Origin of the sequence: Streptomyces sp. NPDC007983 (assembly GCF_042958345.1) — a bacterium.
Taxonomy (GTDB): domain Bacteria; phylum Actinomycetota; class Actinomycetes; order Streptomycetales; family Streptomycetaceae; genus Streptomyces.
The window spans coordinates 608,175-622,628 of record NZ_JBIBJI010000002.1 but is presented as its reverse complement, the minus strand read 5'-3'; the positions used below and the strand labels follow the sequence as shown (position 1 = coordinate 622,628).

The 14,454-nt window shown below is 72.7% G+C and carries 15 protein-coding genes and 1 pseudogene; 9 read left to right on the top strand and 7 right to left on the bottom strand.

Annotation, left to right across the window (positions count from 1 at the left end; translation table 11 throughout):
- Positions 1-38 precede the first annotated feature (38 nt).
- The 3 genes from ACFZCY_RS07190 to ACFZCY_RS07180 all read left to right on the top strand — a co-directional run bounded on the left by ACFZCY_RS07190 (position 39) and on the right by ACFZCY_RS07180 (position 2,760).
- Positions 39-1,418, top strand: a complete 1,380-nt coding sequence (locus tag ACFZCY_RS07190; RefSeq protein ID WP_391170019.1) for a hypothetical protein — start codon at positions 39-41, stop codon at positions 1,416-1,418.
- Positions 1,419-1,801: 383 nt separating this feature from the next.
- Positions 1,802-2,566, top strand: coding sequence for a hypothetical protein (locus tag ACFZCY_RS07185; RefSeq protein ID WP_391170018.1), 765 nt, complete (start codon positions 1,802-1,804; stop codon positions 2,564-2,566).
- Positions 2,563-2,760, top strand: coding sequence for a hypothetical protein (locus ACFZCY_RS07180; protein WP_391170017.1), 198 nt, complete (start codon positions 2,563-2,565; stop codon positions 2,758-2,760). The genes ACFZCY_RS07185 and ACFZCY_RS07180 overlap by 4 nt, the downstream gene beginning before the upstream one ends.
- Before the next feature lie 59 nt (positions 2,761-2,819).
- Here the strand turns inward: ACFZCY_RS07180 and ACFZCY_RS07175 are convergent, their stop codons facing one another.
- Together ACFZCY_RS07175 and ACFZCY_RS07170 are read right to left on the bottom strand one after the other, a co-directional pair.
- Positions 2,820-3,410, bottom strand: coding sequence for an Ig-like domain repeat protein (locus tag ACFZCY_RS07175; RefSeq protein WP_391170016.1), 591 nt, complete (start codon positions 3,408-3,410; stop codon positions 2,820-2,822).
- A 326-nt stretch (positions 3,411-3,736) separates the two neighbouring features.
- Positions 3,737-4,465 (bottom strand): SDR family oxidoreductase, encoded by a 729-nt coding sequence (locus ACFZCY_RS07170; RefSeq protein WP_391170015.1) that lies wholly within the window; start codon positions 4,463-4,465, stop codon positions 3,737-3,739.
- Between the two features lie 78 nt (positions 4,466-4,543).
- Here ACFZCY_RS07170 and ACFZCY_RS07165 point away from each other — a divergent pair, with 78 nt between their 5' ends.
- The 3 genes from ACFZCY_RS07165 (at position 4,544) to ACFZCY_RS07155 (ending at position 7,210) form a co-directional block, all read left to right on the top strand.
- Positions 4,544-5,086 (top strand): MarR family transcriptional regulator, encoded by a 543-nt coding sequence (locus ACFZCY_RS07165; RefSeq protein WP_391170014.1) that lies wholly within the window; start codon positions 4,544-4,546, stop codon positions 5,084-5,086.
- A gap of 74 nt (positions 5,087-5,160) precedes the next feature.
- On the top strand, positions 5,161-6,513 hold the full coding sequence (locus tag ACFZCY_RS07160; protein WP_391170413.1) for a histidine kinase: 1,353 nt from the start codon (positions 5,161-5,163) through the stop codon (positions 6,511-6,513).
- Positions 6,514-6,529: 16 nt separating this feature from the next.
- Positions 6,530-7,210, top strand: coding sequence for a response regulator (locus ACFZCY_RS07155; protein WP_391170411.1), 681 nt, complete (start codon positions 6,530-6,532; stop codon positions 7,208-7,210).
- Positions 7,211-7,252: 42 nt separating this feature from the next.
- Here ACFZCY_RS07155 and ACFZCY_RS07150 read toward each other — a convergent pair.
- A pseudogene (locus tag ACFZCY_RS07150) lies at positions 7,253-7,870 on the bottom strand (phosphatase PAP2 family protein); the annotation flags it as partial.
- 200 nt (positions 7,871-8,070) lie between these two features.
- Between ACFZCY_RS07150 and ACFZCY_RS07145 the strand changes: the two are divergent.
- Positions 8,071-9,990, top strand: a complete 1,920-nt coding sequence (locus tag ACFZCY_RS07145) for an ATP-binding cassette domain-containing protein (RefSeq protein ID WP_391170013.1) — start codon at positions 8,071-8,073, stop codon at positions 9,988-9,990.
- Between the two features lie 19 nt (positions 9,991-10,009).
- On the opposite strand, the gene ACFZCY_RS07140 is transcribed toward ACFZCY_RS07145, so the two are convergent.
- A complete protein-coding gene (locus tag ACFZCY_RS07140) occupies positions 10,010-10,498 on the bottom strand; it encodes an inorganic diphosphatase (RefSeq protein ID WP_391170012.1) in 489 nt (162 codons plus the stop codon).
- A 53-nt stretch (positions 10,499-10,551) separates the two neighbouring features.
- The gene (locus tag ACFZCY_RS07135) at positions 10,552-11,220 is read right to left on the bottom strand and encodes a WHG domain-containing protein (protein WP_391170011.1); all 669 of its coding nucleotides are present in this window, start codon (positions 11,218-11,220) and stop codon (positions 10,552-10,554) included.
- A 151-nt stretch (positions 11,221-11,371) separates the two neighbouring features.
- Between ACFZCY_RS07135 and ACFZCY_RS07130 the strand changes: the two genes are divergently transcribed.
- Positions 11,372-12,406, top strand: a complete 1,035-nt coding sequence (locus ACFZCY_RS07130; protein ID WP_391170010.1) for a zinc-binding dehydrogenase — start codon at positions 11,372-11,374, stop codon at positions 12,404-12,406.
- A 72-nt stretch (positions 12,407-12,478) separates the two neighbouring features.
- Positions 12,479-13,105 (top strand): FCD domain-containing protein, encoded by a 627-nt coding sequence (locus tag ACFZCY_RS07125; RefSeq protein WP_391170009.1) that lies wholly within the window; start codon positions 12,479-12,481, stop codon positions 13,103-13,105.
- Between the two features lie 92 nt (positions 13,106-13,197).
- On the opposite strand, the gene ACFZCY_RS07120 is transcribed toward ACFZCY_RS07125, so the two are convergent.
- Positions 13,198-13,599 carry a cupin domain-containing protein gene (locus tag ACFZCY_RS07120; RefSeq protein ID WP_391170008.1) on the bottom strand — a complete coding sequence of 134 codons (402 nt, stop codon included), beginning with the start codon at positions 13,597-13,599 and terminating at the stop codon, positions 13,198-13,200.
- Positions 13,596-14,402 (bottom strand): nitrilase-related carbon-nitrogen hydrolase, encoded by an 807-nt coding sequence (locus tag ACFZCY_RS07115; protein WP_391170007.1) that lies wholly within the window; start codon positions 14,400-14,402, stop codon positions 13,596-13,598. Before ACFZCY_RS07115 ends, ACFZCY_RS07120 begins: the two co-directional genes overlap by 4 nt.
- Positions 14,403-14,454: the final 52 nt, after the last annotated feature.

Sequence of the window (14,454 nt, the reverse complement as noted above, 5' to 3'; positions counted from 1 at the left end):
ACGGGGGTCGGCACCTTCTTCCGAGGAGTTGTCCAGCCATGCACATCCCTGCCTACGCCCATGCCACGATCCGCGCCGCGCTGCCGACCATCCCCACGTCGCGTCACGTGGGCTGTCTGGACTGCTGCCTCTGCGACGTGCCGTTCAACGATCGTGTACCCGTCTCGCTCGGCCCGACCGAGACGTCCGGTCTGTTCGCGTGCCGTCCCTGCCTCACCCGCCTGGTGGCACGGGCACGCCGGTCGCGCGACGCCGCTCTCGCCCAGGACGCCGAGCGGGCCCAGGCGGAATCGGCCGCGTGGACACGGGCGCGCGAAGAGCACCTGGCCGGTCTGGGGAGCGTGCGTAAGGCCGCAGAGGCCGTGGCACGGCTCGCCGAGGACGAGGCCCTCGAGCCCCGGCGGGTTGCCTGGCTCCTCGTCTCACTGGAGTCCGCGCACGCCTGGGCCACGGATGACGCCCCCGAGCCACCGGCTTCCGCGGACCCCGATGACACGTCGCTCAAGGACGGTGACTTCGAGCTCACCTTGGCGATGATCTCGGCGAGGGCCGCAGTGGCGGACAGACTCGCCTACCACCTGATCAACGAGGCCATGCCCGCCGAGCCGGAGTTGTGCGAGGAGTTCGAGTGTCCGGAAGGGTGCTCCGGTCGGCACGACAGCTCGCACATCGACTGCGGGCCGGATGCCGTCTTCGAGGACCTGGAGCAGCACGATGTCGTCATCGAGCGCCAGGATCCCGTCCCGTCACACCGACCGCGGAACATGCCTGCCCCCGATCCCACCGAACAACTCGTCACCGTGCTGGACCACTTCGGCATCGATACGGACGACACGGAGCTTCTCGTCAGTGCGGCAGCGGTGGGCCTCGTCGCCGACGCGTGGCGCGACGGTCCGCTCGACGAGATTCACGCGGTCGGCGGAGGGCCGAGTGACGGAGAGATGTTCGCGCAGAGTGTCGATTTGTACCGCAGGGCGCGCGCGGCGCTCATCGCCGCCAGGGAAGACGGCCCCGAGGCGCTGCTCGCCTTTCAGGCCGTCGCGTCGGACGTAGACCTTCCGTGGGCGGGTGGCTCGCGCTTCACTCTGCGTACCAGCGGCGAGCCCACGGACGAATTCCTCCAGCAACTCGACGACCGGGTCCGGTTCACCTCGGAGACCATGCGGAAGCAGGGCTGGCGTGCCGGTGTGCTCCACCGAGCCTTTTCGGCTGCGGTCAAGGCCTCTGCTCACTTCGGCATGCCAAGCTGGCCCGGCTCCGTCACCGCGGCCATGGAACACCTCGCCGGGCTGGACCGGTCGGACGCGCCTGAAGTCCTGGGCGACCTCACGGCGGTGGAGGCCGCGCTGCACGAAGCTCCCGACCGGCTGGGGACGGACGCCCTCGACTGGCTCTGTGCCCGGGGCGTCCTCGGATGACCCGCTATTTCCCCACGCCCCGCCCCCTTCCACGAGGTCAGGTCGGGGCGACGTGGTCCGGCTGTGTAGCATCAGGACATCTGGCTCGCGGAGAGTCAGAGGGCGGCACATTCCCGTGGGCCCGGCACCCTGGGACGCTGCATATGGGCGTGGTTCGCCCAGCTCCGCTCGGTAATCGTTCGTGGGCTCACTGGGTATGTGACCTGAAGCGCCAGCCGGGGGCGTGAGGTATCAGCATGCCAAGAAGCACCGAAAAGACCATCGCCCGTACTCGAATGCAGTACCTGGGAGAACCCAGGCCAGCCGCTGTGGCCGCCGCACCACGTGACGGATCCCTCGGGCTGGACACCTGTTCTCCGCCGCAGCGTCGACTCCGTGCGCTCATGGCTCTGGGCCTGTTCAACCGGCCGGGCACTTGGCAGCCCTACCAGGGCGTTGCCACGTGGGGCCTCCACACTCTCGTCGCGTACGACATCATCATCTCGCCCCAGTTCAATCAGCTCGTCCTCATAACGGACGTGCCGCACAACGTGGCACCGTACCTTCTGCCGAGCCGTGACGGGGGCGCCTCGCTGCCGGGTCTCCGCCTCGAGGAGTTTCGCGGGAGCCGGACCTACGTGACTCGTCACCTTCCCACTGGGGCGCGGCTCGTCATCACGGGTAATCCTTCGGGGAGTTGGCGCGGGAAACTACGCCCCTCTCCTCGATGGCAGGCCTTCTTCTCCACGGACAAGTCCCTCACGGACGCCGAACGGTCGGCGCTGGGAGACGTACCCGACATGAGTGAGGATGCCGAACAGCTCCTGGCAGGCCTCATCTGCCGCATCGCCGCCAGGGACGCGGGGGGCGAATGGGCCGTTGGCAATTGGTTCTCCGACCCGCTGCTGCGTCCCGGTTGGCTCAACGACGGAGGCGAAGACCGGTACAGGAAAGAGCTCAGAGGGGCCGGAGACCGGTGGACCCTTCGCTGGAAGGGCTTCCCCTATGTCGAGGACGTGGCCGCCTCTCTGACCGCCTCTCCCATCGGCGTTCCCGGTGCCGTCGCTCGTTGGGTCGACGACACGGTCGAAGTCCGTTTGGGTCACGCAATCTTGCGACTGGACGGGCTGCTCGCCCCGCTGCGGCACCGCCGGCAGGCCGCGACATGAATTGGGACGACGTGACGTTGATCGTCCTCGCCTCCTGTGGTCTCGTCACCCTGCTCCTCACGCAGATCAACGACGTGCTGGACAAGGTGCCGCAGACCATCCGGGCCTGGCGACGGATTCGGCAGGAGTTGCGCGACGGAACGGAACCCGAGGACGGCTCACCGGGGGCCGGGGACGAGTCGACGGCTGGGTGAGCCCCGCCACCGCCTCTGGGCAGTGGCGGGCCCCGGCGCTTACGGCCGGCTGCCGCGGCCTAGGATGCGGGGATCACCGTGTGGGTGTCGATGCCGGAGGACGGCAGGAAGCTGGAGTCGCCGGTGTAGATGGCGACCACGGGGTGGGTCCCGACGCCCAGGGTGGAGAGGGTCAGGGTCGCCACCCCGGCCGTCACGGGCTGGGCGAAGGTGCCGCCGCCCGAGCCGCCGATGACGAAGGTCATCGTCCCGGTCGGGGCGCCCGCGCCGGGGGCGACCGGTGTGACCGTGGCCGTGAACGTCACCGGGGCACCGAGGGTCGACGGGTCCGGGGTGGACGTCACCGAGGTCGTCGTCGCGGACTGGACGACCGCGATGAGGGTGGTGCCGGTGGAGGAGAGGAAGTTGGTGTCGCCGCTGTAGGTGGCGACCACGGGGTGGATACCGGTGCTCAGCCCGGAGACGGTGACCGAGGTGGTGCCGCCCGACAGCGTTCCGGTCGGGATGGGGCCGTCGGTGACGGTGAAGGTGACGGTGCCGGTGGGGGTTCCGGCGCCGAGCGGGAGCACGGTAGCGGTGAGTGTGACCGTCTGCCCGAATGTCGCCGGGTTCGGCGTCGCCGTCACCAGGGTGAGGGTGGGGGTAGCCATGATGGGCCCTCCAAGCGAGGTGAGGTGGTGGGCCGTTGGTCGCCAGGTCGGCGCCTTCGTCGGGCGCGGCGGCGCATCGGATACCAGGGGTGCACACTTACGGCGATCGACGCCGGGGGCTGCCCGCGTCACCGTCCCCCGGCAGATGTGGAACCCACCGGTCTGTAGCACCAGTAGGCACGCGGGTGGTGGCACAAGGCCAGGTACGAGGGGGTGAATTGCCCTGAATGGCGCAGCGCTCAGCGGCTCGCGCCGCGTGCGCCGCGGGTACCGTCGAGCGCGGGCGCGGCGGCACGGAGGAGGTCCGTACCGCCGCGTCGGCTCGGTCATCGCGTGGTGAAGGCTCCGCCGTTGACGTGGATGGTCTGCCCGGTGATGTGCCGGGCGCCCGGGGAGGCGAGGAAGCCGACCGTGCGGGCGATGTCATCGACCGTTCCCGGCCGCTTGTTGTGGGTCTCCTCCACGAGCGCGCGGCGGCGGTCATCGGTCATCCCGCCGCGGAAGAAGTTGGTGGCCTCGATGTATCCCGCGGAGATGACGTTGCAGGTGACGCCCTTCGGGGCGAGTTCGGCGGACAGCGAGGCGTTCCATGCGGCGAGCGCGGCCTTGGCCGCTCCGTACGAGCCGCCTTTGCGCTCGGCGCCGATCGAGCCGATGCTGATCACGGAGCTGTCGCCGGAGAGCCTGTCCCGCACCGAGGCGGTGGTGAGCACCGCGGTGAGCAGGTTCTGCGTCAGGCTGGAATGCCACTGGGCGCGCAGCTCTTCGAGCGGCGACGCCTCGCCGGATCCGGCGTCGGGGAGCCCTCCGGCGGCGTTGACCAGGACGTCCAGTTCTCCGATGCGGGCGGCGAGTTCGGCGGCCTGCCCGGGGTCGGCCGCGTCGCAGACGACGCCGTGGACGACGCCGTGGGCGCTCAGCTCCTCGGCGGCCCGGGCGACGGTGCCGGAGTGGCGTCCGGTGATGAAGACCTCCGCCTCCTCGGCGGCGAAGCTCGCGGCGACTGCGCGGCCGATACCGCTGGTGCCTCCGGTGACGAGTACGGTGCGGGGCACGGTTCCTCCTGCTCGCTGCTATGTTGAGACCTACGTTTAGATCTAAACATAGCCTACGCGAGGACAGGGGATCACACCGTGGCCGACACGACCACCGCCGCACCGGGGGAACCCGAGCCTGCCCATTCCGCCGCCGGGATCGCCGCGGCCTGGCGGCGGGAGCGGCCGGGCACCCCGACCGCGTCGATCGAGATCGCCACGCCCATCTGGCAGTTGGCCAAGCTCTTCGCCGACGACCGCAACCGGGTGCTGCGGGAGGCGGGGATCGACGCGGCCACCCTGGACCTGCTGTCCGTCATCCGCCGCTCCGGGCCGCCGTACACGCTCAGCACCCGGGAGATCGCGCGGCGGACGCTGGTCACCGCGGGGGCGATTTCCCAGCGCGTCGCCCGCGCCGAACGCGAAGGACTGGTCGAGCGGGCGCCGGGGACCACCGGCCGCAGGACCGTTCTGGTGAAGCTCACGGCCGAGGGGCACGCGCTCATCGAGCGGTCCGTTGATCAGGTACTCGGCCAGGAGGCCGCCCTCGTCGAGGGTCTGTCGGAAGACGAACGCGCCACGCTCACCGCGCTGCTGAACAAGCTGATGGCCGACGTACGACGGCGCACCGCCGCGTACTGAGCCGCCGGCCGGCGTTGGACTTTCGGCAGTGTCCGGCGGCCGCCGCGTTCCGTAGCGTCAGCCCGGTGAAGACGATGGCGCGGGTGGCGGGACAGGAGCGGCTGTGGGCGGCGGGGGCGGCCGTGGGGGCCGGGCTGAGTGTGATGAGCCCATGGTGGGCGGTGCCCACCATGGTGGCCGCGTTCCGGGCGGGGCGGGGGCGCGGGCGGACGGGGTCCGCGGTCGTGGTGTTCGTGGGGGTGGTCTCGGCCGGGGTCGTCGCGGCGGCCGTGGCGCCGGCCCTGCTCGGGCTGGGGAGCCGGTTCGTCGCGGTGATGGTGTGCGGCGTGATGGTGCCGTGGTTCGCGGGACGTTTCCGGCGGCAGTACCAGGAGCTGGTACGGGCGGGCTGGGAGCGGGCCGAACAGGCGGAGCGCGAGCGGTGGTTGATCGCCGAGCAGGCCAGGCTGCGGGAGCGGGCCCGGATCGCGCGGGACATGCACGACGTCCTCGGGCACGACCTCAGCCTGATCGCGCTGTCGGCGGGTGCGCTGAAGCTGGCGCCCGGGCTGGACGAGCGCCACCGGCGGACCGCGCAGGACATCAGAGCGCGGGCGGCGGTCGCGGTGGACCGGCTCGGGCAGGTGATCGGGGTGCTGCGCGAGGAGGCGGAGGAATCCGCCACCGGCATCGCGCGGCTGGTCGACGAGGCGGCCGCCGCCGGGCTGGCCGTCGAACTCCGCGCCGACGGGGCGGACACGGGCCCGCCGCCGCTGGTGGCGCGGGTCGCGTACCGCGTCGTCCAGGAGACGCTGACCAATGCCGCCAAGCACGCTCCCGGGGCGGCGGTGACCGTCCGGCTGGTGTACGGGGAGGAGGAGACGGTCGTCCGGGTGGAGAACGCGGAGGCGGGCGGCGCGGGGCAGCGTGCGCGCAGCGGGGGTCACGGGCTCAGCGGGCTCGACGAGCGTGTGACGCTGGCCGGGGGCTCGTTCGCGTACGGCCCCGAGGGCGGCGGCTTCGCCGTCGAGGCCCGGCTTCCGCATACGCCTCCGGAACGGCCCGCGGGCGGCCTTCCCCAGGAGCACCGGCGGGCGCGGCACCGGGTGCGGCGGGTGCTGGTCGCGGCGGTCATGGTGCCGCTGGTGACCGGCGCGGGGCTGAGCGCCGCGCTGATGGTGTGGGACCGGGTGACGGCGTCGCGCGCGGTGCTCGACCCGGGTGACTTCGCCCGGCTGCGGGTGGGGCAGGATCGCTCCGAGGTGGAGCGGGTGCTGCCGGGCCGTCAGGTGGCCCATCACCCCTCGGCCGCCGAACCGGAGGGACGGGGCATCAGATGCGAGTACTACGCGATGACGGCCGATCGCTTCGACGACCGCTCCGGGGACGCGTACCGGCTGTGCTTCCGGGGGAACGTTCTGGTGGCGCGCGATGCCCTCACCCCCTGACGCCTGTGGGCTGCCGATGATCCGGGTGCTGGTCGCCGACGACGAGCCGATGATCCGCGCGGGCGTACGCGCCGTACTGGCCACCGATCCGGCCATCGACGTCGTGGCGGAGGCGGCCGACGGGCGGGACGCCGTGGAGCTGGTGCGGCGGCACCGCCCGCGGGTGGCCGTGCTCGACATCCGGATGCCGGTGATGGGCGGTATCGAGGCGGCGGAGGAGATCCGCAAGACGGTGCCGGAGACCGGGGTGATCATGCTGACGACGTTCGGGGAGGACGACTACATCCTGCGGGCCCTCGGCGGCGGCGCCGCCGGTTTCCTGATCAAGTCGGGAGAGCCCGAGGAACTGATCGCGGGGGTCCGCGCGGTGGCCGACGGCGCCGCCTATCTGTCACCGAAGGTCGCCGCCCGGGTGGTCGCGCACCTCGCGGCGGGCGGCGCCGGTGCCCAGGCCGGGCGGCGCGGGGCGGCCCGGGAGCGGGTCGCGGCGCTCACCGCCCGGGAGCGCGAGGTGCTGGCCTTCCTCGGCGGCGGGCTGTCGAACGGGCAGATCGCCCGGCGGCTCCATGTGGTGGAGGGGACGGTCAAGGCGCACGTCAGCTCCATCCTGGCCCGGCTGGGGGTGGACAACCGGGCCGCGGCCGCCGTCGTGGCGCATGAGGCCGGTGTCGTACCGCCGCCGCCCGAGCGCCCGTGAGCCGACGCGCACGGCGAGCGGCTCCAGCGCGAGCAGCGCGGCCGCCACGAGGCACCCGCCCAGGATCGCCCCGGCGAGCACGTCGTGCGGATAGTGCACCCCGGCCAGGACGCGCAGCAGCGCCGCGGCCACTGCCGTCGGAAGGGCCAGGGCGGCCCAGCGCGGCCGCAGGACGGCTGTGCCGACGGCGAGGGCGGCGGCCAGGGTGGCGTGGTTGCTGGGGAACGACCAGTCCCCCGCCGCTGGGCAGTCGGCGATCGCGGCGGCTCCGCGCACCGCACGGCAGGGCCGTTCCTCGTCCACCACCAGCTTCAGGGCCTCGCTGAGCGCGTACGCGGCGACGGTGCCCAGGCCGGCCACGGCGGTCCCGGCGATGCCGCGCGCGTCCTTGCGGCGCAGCGCCGTCCACCCCAATACGGCCAGCAGCAGCCCGAGGACGGCCACGGTGCCCTCGCTCGCCGCTTCCAGGAGCGCGGCCGGAACGTCGGCCACCGCTCCGGTCAGCGCGCGGTACGCGGATGCCGAGGCTCCGCCTTCGACCTCGACGGGGCCGGGGTCCCCCAGCCCGCCCGGGGCGAGCCGAACGACCGCCCCCGCGCCCGCGGCGAGCAGCGCCGCGGACCACAGGAGCCGGGGGATGGGGTGCGAGTGCGTATCCATGGCCCCGAACGTAGGAGCGACGCAGGCCGGGGGCTCGGGCCGAACGGCAGGGCGGGACCTGGACGATGGTCAGGGTTGACGGGGGCCGCTTCGCGAGCGTTCCCCGATCGTGTGGACCTCCGTCGTACGCCTGCGGCCGGTGAGGCTTTGCGGCAAGGTGACCGGCACCGCCGTGCTGGACCACACCGTCAGGGGGATCCGTGGCAGCGTCGCAGACCGCCGACCAACCGGCCGATCAACCGGCAGCGCAACCCGACAGAGCCGCTGAGGAGTTGCGGTTCAGGCCGCCCACGCCGGTGGCCCTGGAGACGATCACCACCCGGGCCATGGCCCGCCGCCTGCCGCAACTGGTGCGCCGCTCCCTGGGGTTGGCCTGGCGGGTGGACCGCAAGGCGGTCGTGACGCTGCTGCTGTGCCAGGCGCTCGCGGGGTTCTTCGAGGCGTTCGGGCTGCTGGCGACCACCGGCACCATCACGGCGCTCATCTCCTCCGGGCACATCGGCGAGCGGCTGCGGGAGGCGCTGCCGTCGATCGCGGTGCTGGCCGGGGCGGCGGGGTTGCGGGCGCTGCTGGGGATCGCGGTGTCGAACGTCTCCAGCAGGCTGTCGCCGCGGATCTCGCGGGAGGCCGAGACCCAGATGCTGGACGCGGCGATCAACGCGGAGCTGGCGGCGTACGACAATCCCGGGTTCAACGACAAGTGGGACGCGGCGGACCGGGGCGCGGAGGTCGCGCAGGATCTGATCGTCGAGTCGCAGCAGCTGATGGCGTGTCTGTCCTCGCTGGTCGCGGCGGCCGGGGTGGTGACCGTGCTGCATCCGGCGCTGCTGCCGCTGTTGCTGCTGGCCGCGCTGCCGCAGGGGATCGCGGGGATGAAGGGCGCGCGGGTGCAGTACGAGACGAGCCGGGCGATGAGCGCGGACCGGCGCACGCTCGGGCTGCTGCGCTGGTACATGGTGGACAAGGACATCGCCGATCAGCTGCGCTCGGGCACCATGGCGTCGTTCCTCCTGGAGCGGTACCGGGCGATCGGCGCGCGGGTGGACGCCGCGACGGACAAGGCGGTGCACCGGGGCGCCCGGTACGCGGTGGCGGGGGCGCTCGCCGGGGGTTTCGCGTCGGGGCTGGTGTGGGCGTCGCTGGCGCTGCTGCTGGGGTCCGGTCGGATGTCGGTGGCCTCGGCGGGGACGGCGGTGTTCGCGCTGCGGACGGTGGGCGCGTCGTTGCAGGGGATGGTCGGGTACGGGACGCGGCTGTTCCGTACGGGGCTGTACCTGGACGACTGGGCGGAGTTCATCGAGGAGGCGGGCGGGCACCGGATGCGGCGCGGCAGCCGGGCGCCGGACGTACCGCGGGTGATCCGTGCCGAGGGGCTGACGTACGCCTACCCGGAGGCCGAGGCTCCGGCGCTGGCCGAGGTGAGTCTGGAGGTGCGGCGCGGCGAAGTGCTGGCGCTGGTCGGGGAGAACGGCTCCGGCAAGACCACCCTGAGCAAGCTGCTGACGGGGCTGTATCTGCCCACGGGGGGCGCGGTGACCTGGGACGGTACGAGCACCGCTGAGCTGGACCCGCAGGCGATGTGGCGGCACACGGCGGTCGTGCCGCAGGACTACGCCCACTGGCCGCTGTCCGCGCGCGACAACATCACCCTCGGGCAGCCGCACGGCGGGGACGAGGCGGTCCGGTCGGCGGCGGTCCACTCCGGGGCGCATGAGGTGGTCGACGGGCTGCGCAGCGGGCTGGACACGCTGCTGGCCCGGCAGTGGTGGGGCGGGGTGGAGCTGTCCGGCGGACAGTGGCAACGGATCGCGCTGGCCCGCGCGTTCCACCGGCCCGCCGGGCTGCTGGTGATGGACGAGCCCACCAGCGCCCTGGACGCGCGCGCCGAGCACCGGATCTTCGCCGGGCTGCGGCGGATGGCGCGGGACCGCGCGGTCGTCCTGGTCACGCACCGGCTGGCGAACGTGGCGGTGGCCGACCGCATCGTGGTGCTGGACCGCGGGCGGGTGATCCAGCAGGGCACGTTCGAGGAGCTGACCCGATCGCCGGGCCTGTTCCGGGAGTTGTGGGAGCTGCAGAACGACCGCGGAGTGCCCGCCCCGCGCGGCGAAGCCACGTAGGCCGCTTACGGCGCGGGCCTCAGGCGGCGCGGGCGCGGGAGGCGGCGATCTCGGCGTACGCCCGCTCGCGGCCCTCCCAGTGGGATCCCTCGACGGACTTGCCGGGTTCGAGGTCCTTGTAGACGTCGAAGAAGTGGGTGATCTCCATACGGTCGAACTCGGGCACGTCGTCGATGTCCTGGACGTCCACATAGCGCGGATCGTGGGCGGGCACGCAGAGGATCTTCTCGTCCGGCCCCTTCTCGTCGCGCATGCAGTACATCCCTATGGCCCGGCAGAGGATCACACAGCCGGGGAAGGTGGGCTCGCCGACGGTGACCAGGGCGTCGAGCGGATCGCCGTCGCGGCCGAGGGTGTGGTCGATGTAGCCGTAGTCGGCCGGGTATTTGGTGGCGGTGAACAGCATCCGGTCCAGCCGGATCCGACCGGTCTCATGGTCCATCTCGTACTTGTTGCGGGACCCCTCGGGGATCTCCACGACGACATCGAATTCGGCGGCGGACTCCATCGCGACCTCCGGTCACCGGTGGGCGTGCTTCCAGTGTGCGCCGTGCGCGCCGCTTACGCACCGCGTACGAGGGCGCCGATCTCGGCCTCGAAGAGCGCCGCCGGGTCGAAGCCCATCCCGCTGAACTGGCCCTGCACTTCAAGGCTGATCACCCCGTGCAGCCGGGTCCAGGTGGCCAGGGCGCGGCTCTTCAGCTCGCCGTCCGGCTCCGGCCCCGGGGCCCAGGGGGGAACGCCCTCCAGCTGCCGCGCCAGCTCGGCCTCGAGGGGGGTCGGGGCGGCGGCGCGGTCCAGGGCGGCGCAGGCGTCGAGGATGGTGCGCATCAGGGTGCCCGCGCTCTCGGTGGTCTCGGGCGGCGCCTGGTAACCGGGCACCGGGGTGCCGTAGATGAGCAGATAGCGGTCGGGCTGCTGCTTCGCCCAGTCGCGCAGCGCGTGGGCGAGGGCGCGGAAGCGGTCGGCGGGGGCCGCGCCGTCGGCGGCTTCGGCGGCCGCGACGGCCACCGCGGCCAGTTCGCGGTAGGCGTCGGTGATCAGCTCGGTCAGCAGCTCGTCCCGGCCCGCGAAGTAGCGGTAGAGCGCGGGGCCGGTCATGCCCATCGCCTTCGCGATCGCGTTCACCGAGATGCCCGCCGTGCCCGACTCGGCGAGCTGGGTCAGGGCCACGGCCTTGGCCTCCTCCCGGGTCTGCTGCCGGTAGCGCTCTCGCCGTGCTGTGGCCATGGGCGCGCCCTTCCCTTCTCGTGCGGACCTCGTTGCCGACCTCGTGCGGACCGGAAAAACGGGGCTTGACACATCGAGGGTAACAGGTTCATTGTTTCGTTAGAAGTTCTCACAGTCGATAGAAGACCTCACGAGAAGCGGGGCAACCGCCATGTCGTCACTCACCGAAGTCGTCCTGCCCGGTCCGGTGGAACCGGAGGGGCTGCGGCTCCGCACCGGCCCGGTGCCCGAGCCCGGCCCCGGCCGGGTGCTGGTGGCCGTCGAGGCGTCCGGGGTCTCCTTCGCCGAGCAGCAGATGCGCCGCGGCAAGTACTACGACCAGCCGCCGTTCCCCTTCGTGCCGGGCTACGACCTGGTGGGCAGGGTCGCCGCGACGGGCGCGGGCGTGGATCCGGCGCTGCGCGGCCGCCGGTTCGCCGTGCTGACCAAGATCGGCGGATGGGCCAGCCATGTGGTGGCCGACGCGGGCGATCTGGTCGCGGTGCCGGACGGGGTGGGCGCGGCCGAGGCCGAGACGGTGGTGGTCAACGGGATCACGGCATGGCAGATGCTGCACCGGGTGGCCGGGGCCCGGGCCGGGATGACGGTGCTGGTCCACGGGGCCAACGGCGGGGTGGGCTCCACCCTGGTCCAGCTCGCCCGCCGCGCCGGTATCGCGGTCATCGGCACCGCGTCGCCCCGCCACCACGACGCGGTGCGGGCGCTGGGCGCCACCCCCGTCGACTACCGCGACCCGGATCTGGCCGCGCGGGTGCGCGCGTTGGCGCCCGGCGGGGTGGACGCGGTGTTCGACCACGTCGGGGGCGAGGGCATCGTGGAGTCGTTCCGGCTGCTGGCCCGTGGCGGCACGCTCGTCTCGTACGGCACGGCGGCCACCCGGGACGTGCCGGGCTCGTCCCGGGCGCCGGTCCTGAAGCTGTTCGCCCGGCTCGTGCTGTGGAATCTGCTGCCCAACGGCCGGAGGGCGCACTTCTACAACCTGTGGGCGGGCAGGCGGCGGCGCGCCGCCTACCAGGCGCGGACGCGTGAGGATCTGGGCCAGGTGTTCGCGCTGCTGGCGAGCGGTGAGCTCACCGCTCAGGTGGCCGCGCGCATCCCGCTCGCCGAGGCCGCGCGGGCGATGCGGCTGGCGGAGTCCGGCGCGGTCACGGGCAAGGTCGTCCTCGTGACCGGCGAGACCTCATGAGTACCGGGCTCCGGGCCCTCCTCGCCGTGATAATTTTCGTATACGAGTGGTATGCGAGGAGGCATGGGCCCAGTGCAGTCCGGACGAGAAAAGGCGTACGCGTTCCTCAAGGAGACCGTGCTGACCGATCCCGACATGCAGGGCAGGTTCCTCACCGAGCAGGAGATCGCCGACCGGATCGGCATCTCGCGGACCCCCATCCGCGAGGCCCTGCTGCTGCTCGCGGCCGAGGATCTGGTGCAGTTGGTGCCCAAGCGGGGTGCGCACATCGCGCCGCTGTCCGGCCGGGAGATCACCGAGCTGATGGAGTTGCGCGGGATCGTCGAGCGCCATGCCGCGGAGACGGCCATCGAGCAACGGAAGGTGCCGGTCGAGAAGCTGACGGAGCTGCTGGAGCGGCAGCGCGGGCTCAGCGGACCCGAGCACGCCAAGGAGTTCATCGCCGTGGACCATCTCTTCCACGCGACCATGGTCGCCGCGGTGGGCAACGAACTCCTCAACCGGCACTACGAGGGGCTGCGCAGCCGCCAGATCCGGGCCGGGGTGGTGGCGTTGTACAACCGGATCGGCCGCCAGGAGGCGGTGCTCGCCGAGCACCAGGCGATCCTGGACGCGGTGGCCTCCGGCGACCCGGAGGCGGCGCGCACCGCGATCAGCGGCCATCTGGAGTCGACGCTCAAGGTGCTGCTCGCGGGGTGAGCCGCTCCCCGGGACCGCGCCGGTCCCGGGACGCCTCGGCCCCCGGCCCGGCGGGAGCACCACAGCCCCGGGCCGCCGCGGCCCCGGCCGCCTCAGGCCCCGGCCGGGGCCTCCGGACCGGCTTCCGGATCGGCCGCCGAATCGGTGTCCGGATAAGTGATCACCAGCATCGTCACCCCGTCGTCGGAGATCCACGGGCCATGGGGCATGCCGGGCGGGCGGCACGCGTAGTCCCCCTGCGAAAAGGTCCGCCCCAGCGTCAGGTCGCGCATGCCGCCCTCGATCAGATAGACCTCCTCCCAGAAGTCATGGCGGACGACTCCGGACCCCGAGGTGTCCGTGCCCGGCTCCCACCGGACGAGCGCGGTGCGACGCGCACCGCTCCCGTCCGCGGCGAGGGTCTGCTCCCGGACCCCCGGGGCCGCCCCCTCGGGCACCTGCCAGGCGCCCGAGGGGCGGTGGAATTCGAGCTCAGGCTTGGCCCGCCCGCTCATGCGCGGGTTCCCAGCCTGCGGTTGGCCAGGACGGACACCGTGCGCCGCACCGCGGCGACCTCCTCGGTGACGACGTCCGCCACCAGCAGGCCGGGCGCCGCCTCCAGCCGCTCGCGCACCGTCCCGTCGGGGCCGACCAGGGCGCTGTATCCGATGCCGGTGGGGGCACTGGTCGAGGGGGCTTCGGCACCGCCCGCCGCCGGGTCGGCCTGCCCCACGGCGGCCAGCCACACGGTGGCGTCCAGCGCCCGCGCCCGGGTCAGCAGCTCCCACTGCTCACGCTTGCCGGGGCCCGCGCCCCAGGAGGCCGGAAGCAGCGACAGCACCGCGCCCGCGTCGGCGTGCGCCCGGAACAGCTCCGGGAAGCGCACGTCGTAGCAGGTGGCGAGGCCGATCCGGACGCCGTCCAGCTCGAAGGTCACCACCTGAGAGCCGGGGGCCACGGTCTTGGACTCCGCGAAGCCGAAGGCGTCATACAGATGGATCTTGTCGTAGGAGGCCTCGACACCGGGGCCGGTGGCCAGCAGGGTGTTGGTGACCCGCCCGTCCGGGGCCGGGGTGAACATGCCCGCCACGACCACCAGCCCGGCGTCCCGCGCGATCCGCCGGATCTCGGTGGCCCAGGGGCCGTCCAGCGGTTCGGCGAGCGGTCCCAGCCGGGTGCCGAAGCACGCCATGGCGGCTTCCGGGAAGACCACGAGCCGGGCGCCGTCCGCCGCCGCGCGCAGGGCATGTTCGCGCAGGGTGACGAGGTTCGCCTTCGGATCCGGGCCGGTGGTGATCTGGCTCAGTGCGATGCGCATGGGGTGTGTACTGCCTTCCCTGGTTGGCGCGGTGGGTGACCTGGCGATGATG

Excerpts from the sequence above, each read along its gene's own strand:
- ACFZCY_RS07130 (WP_391170010.1), top strand. The coding sequence starts at position 11,372 with ATGTCGTCACTCACCGAAGTCGTCCTGCCCGGTCCGGTGGAACCGGAG.
- ACFZCY_RS07175 (WP_391170016.1), bottom strand. The coding sequence starts at position 3,410 with ATGGCTACCCCCACCCTCACCCTGGTGACGGCGACGCCGAACCCGGCG.
- ACFZCY_RS07155 (WP_391170411.1), top strand. The coding sequence starts at position 6,530 with ATGATCCGGGTGCTGGTCGCCGACGACGAGCCGATGATCCGCGCGGGC.
- ACFZCY_RS07190 (WP_391170019.1), top strand. The coding sequence starts at position 39 with ATGCACATCCCTGCCTACGCCCATGCCACGATCCGCGCCGCGCTGCCG.
- ACFZCY_RS07120 (WP_391170008.1), bottom strand. The coding sequence starts at position 13,599 with ATGAGCGGGCGGGCCAAGCCTGAGCTCGAATTCCACCGCCCCTCGGGC.
- ACFZCY_RS07135 (WP_391170011.1), bottom strand. The coding sequence starts at position 11,220 with ATGGCCACAGCACGGCGAGAGCGCTACCGGCAGCAGACCCGGGAGGAG.
- ACFZCY_RS07185 (WP_391170018.1), top strand. The coding sequence starts at position 1,802 with ATGGCTCTGGGCCTGTTCAACCGGCCGGGCACTTGGCAGCCCTACCAG.
- ACFZCY_RS07115 (WP_391170007.1), bottom strand. The coding sequence starts at position 14,402 with ATGCGCATCGCACTGAGCCAGATCACCACCGGCCCGGATCCGAAGGCG.
- ACFZCY_RS07160 (WP_391170413.1), top strand. The coding sequence starts at position 5,161 with ATGGCGCGGGTGGCGGGACAGGAGCGGCTGTGGGCGGCGGGGGCGGCC.
- ACFZCY_RS07140 (WP_391170012.1), bottom strand. The coding sequence starts at position 10,498 with ATGGAGTCCGCCGCCGAATTCGATGTCGTCGTGGAGATCCCCGAGGGG.
- ACFZCY_RS07180 (WP_391170017.1), top strand. The coding sequence starts at position 2,563 with ATGAATTGGGACGACGTGACGTTGATCGTCCTCGCCTCCTGTGGTCTC.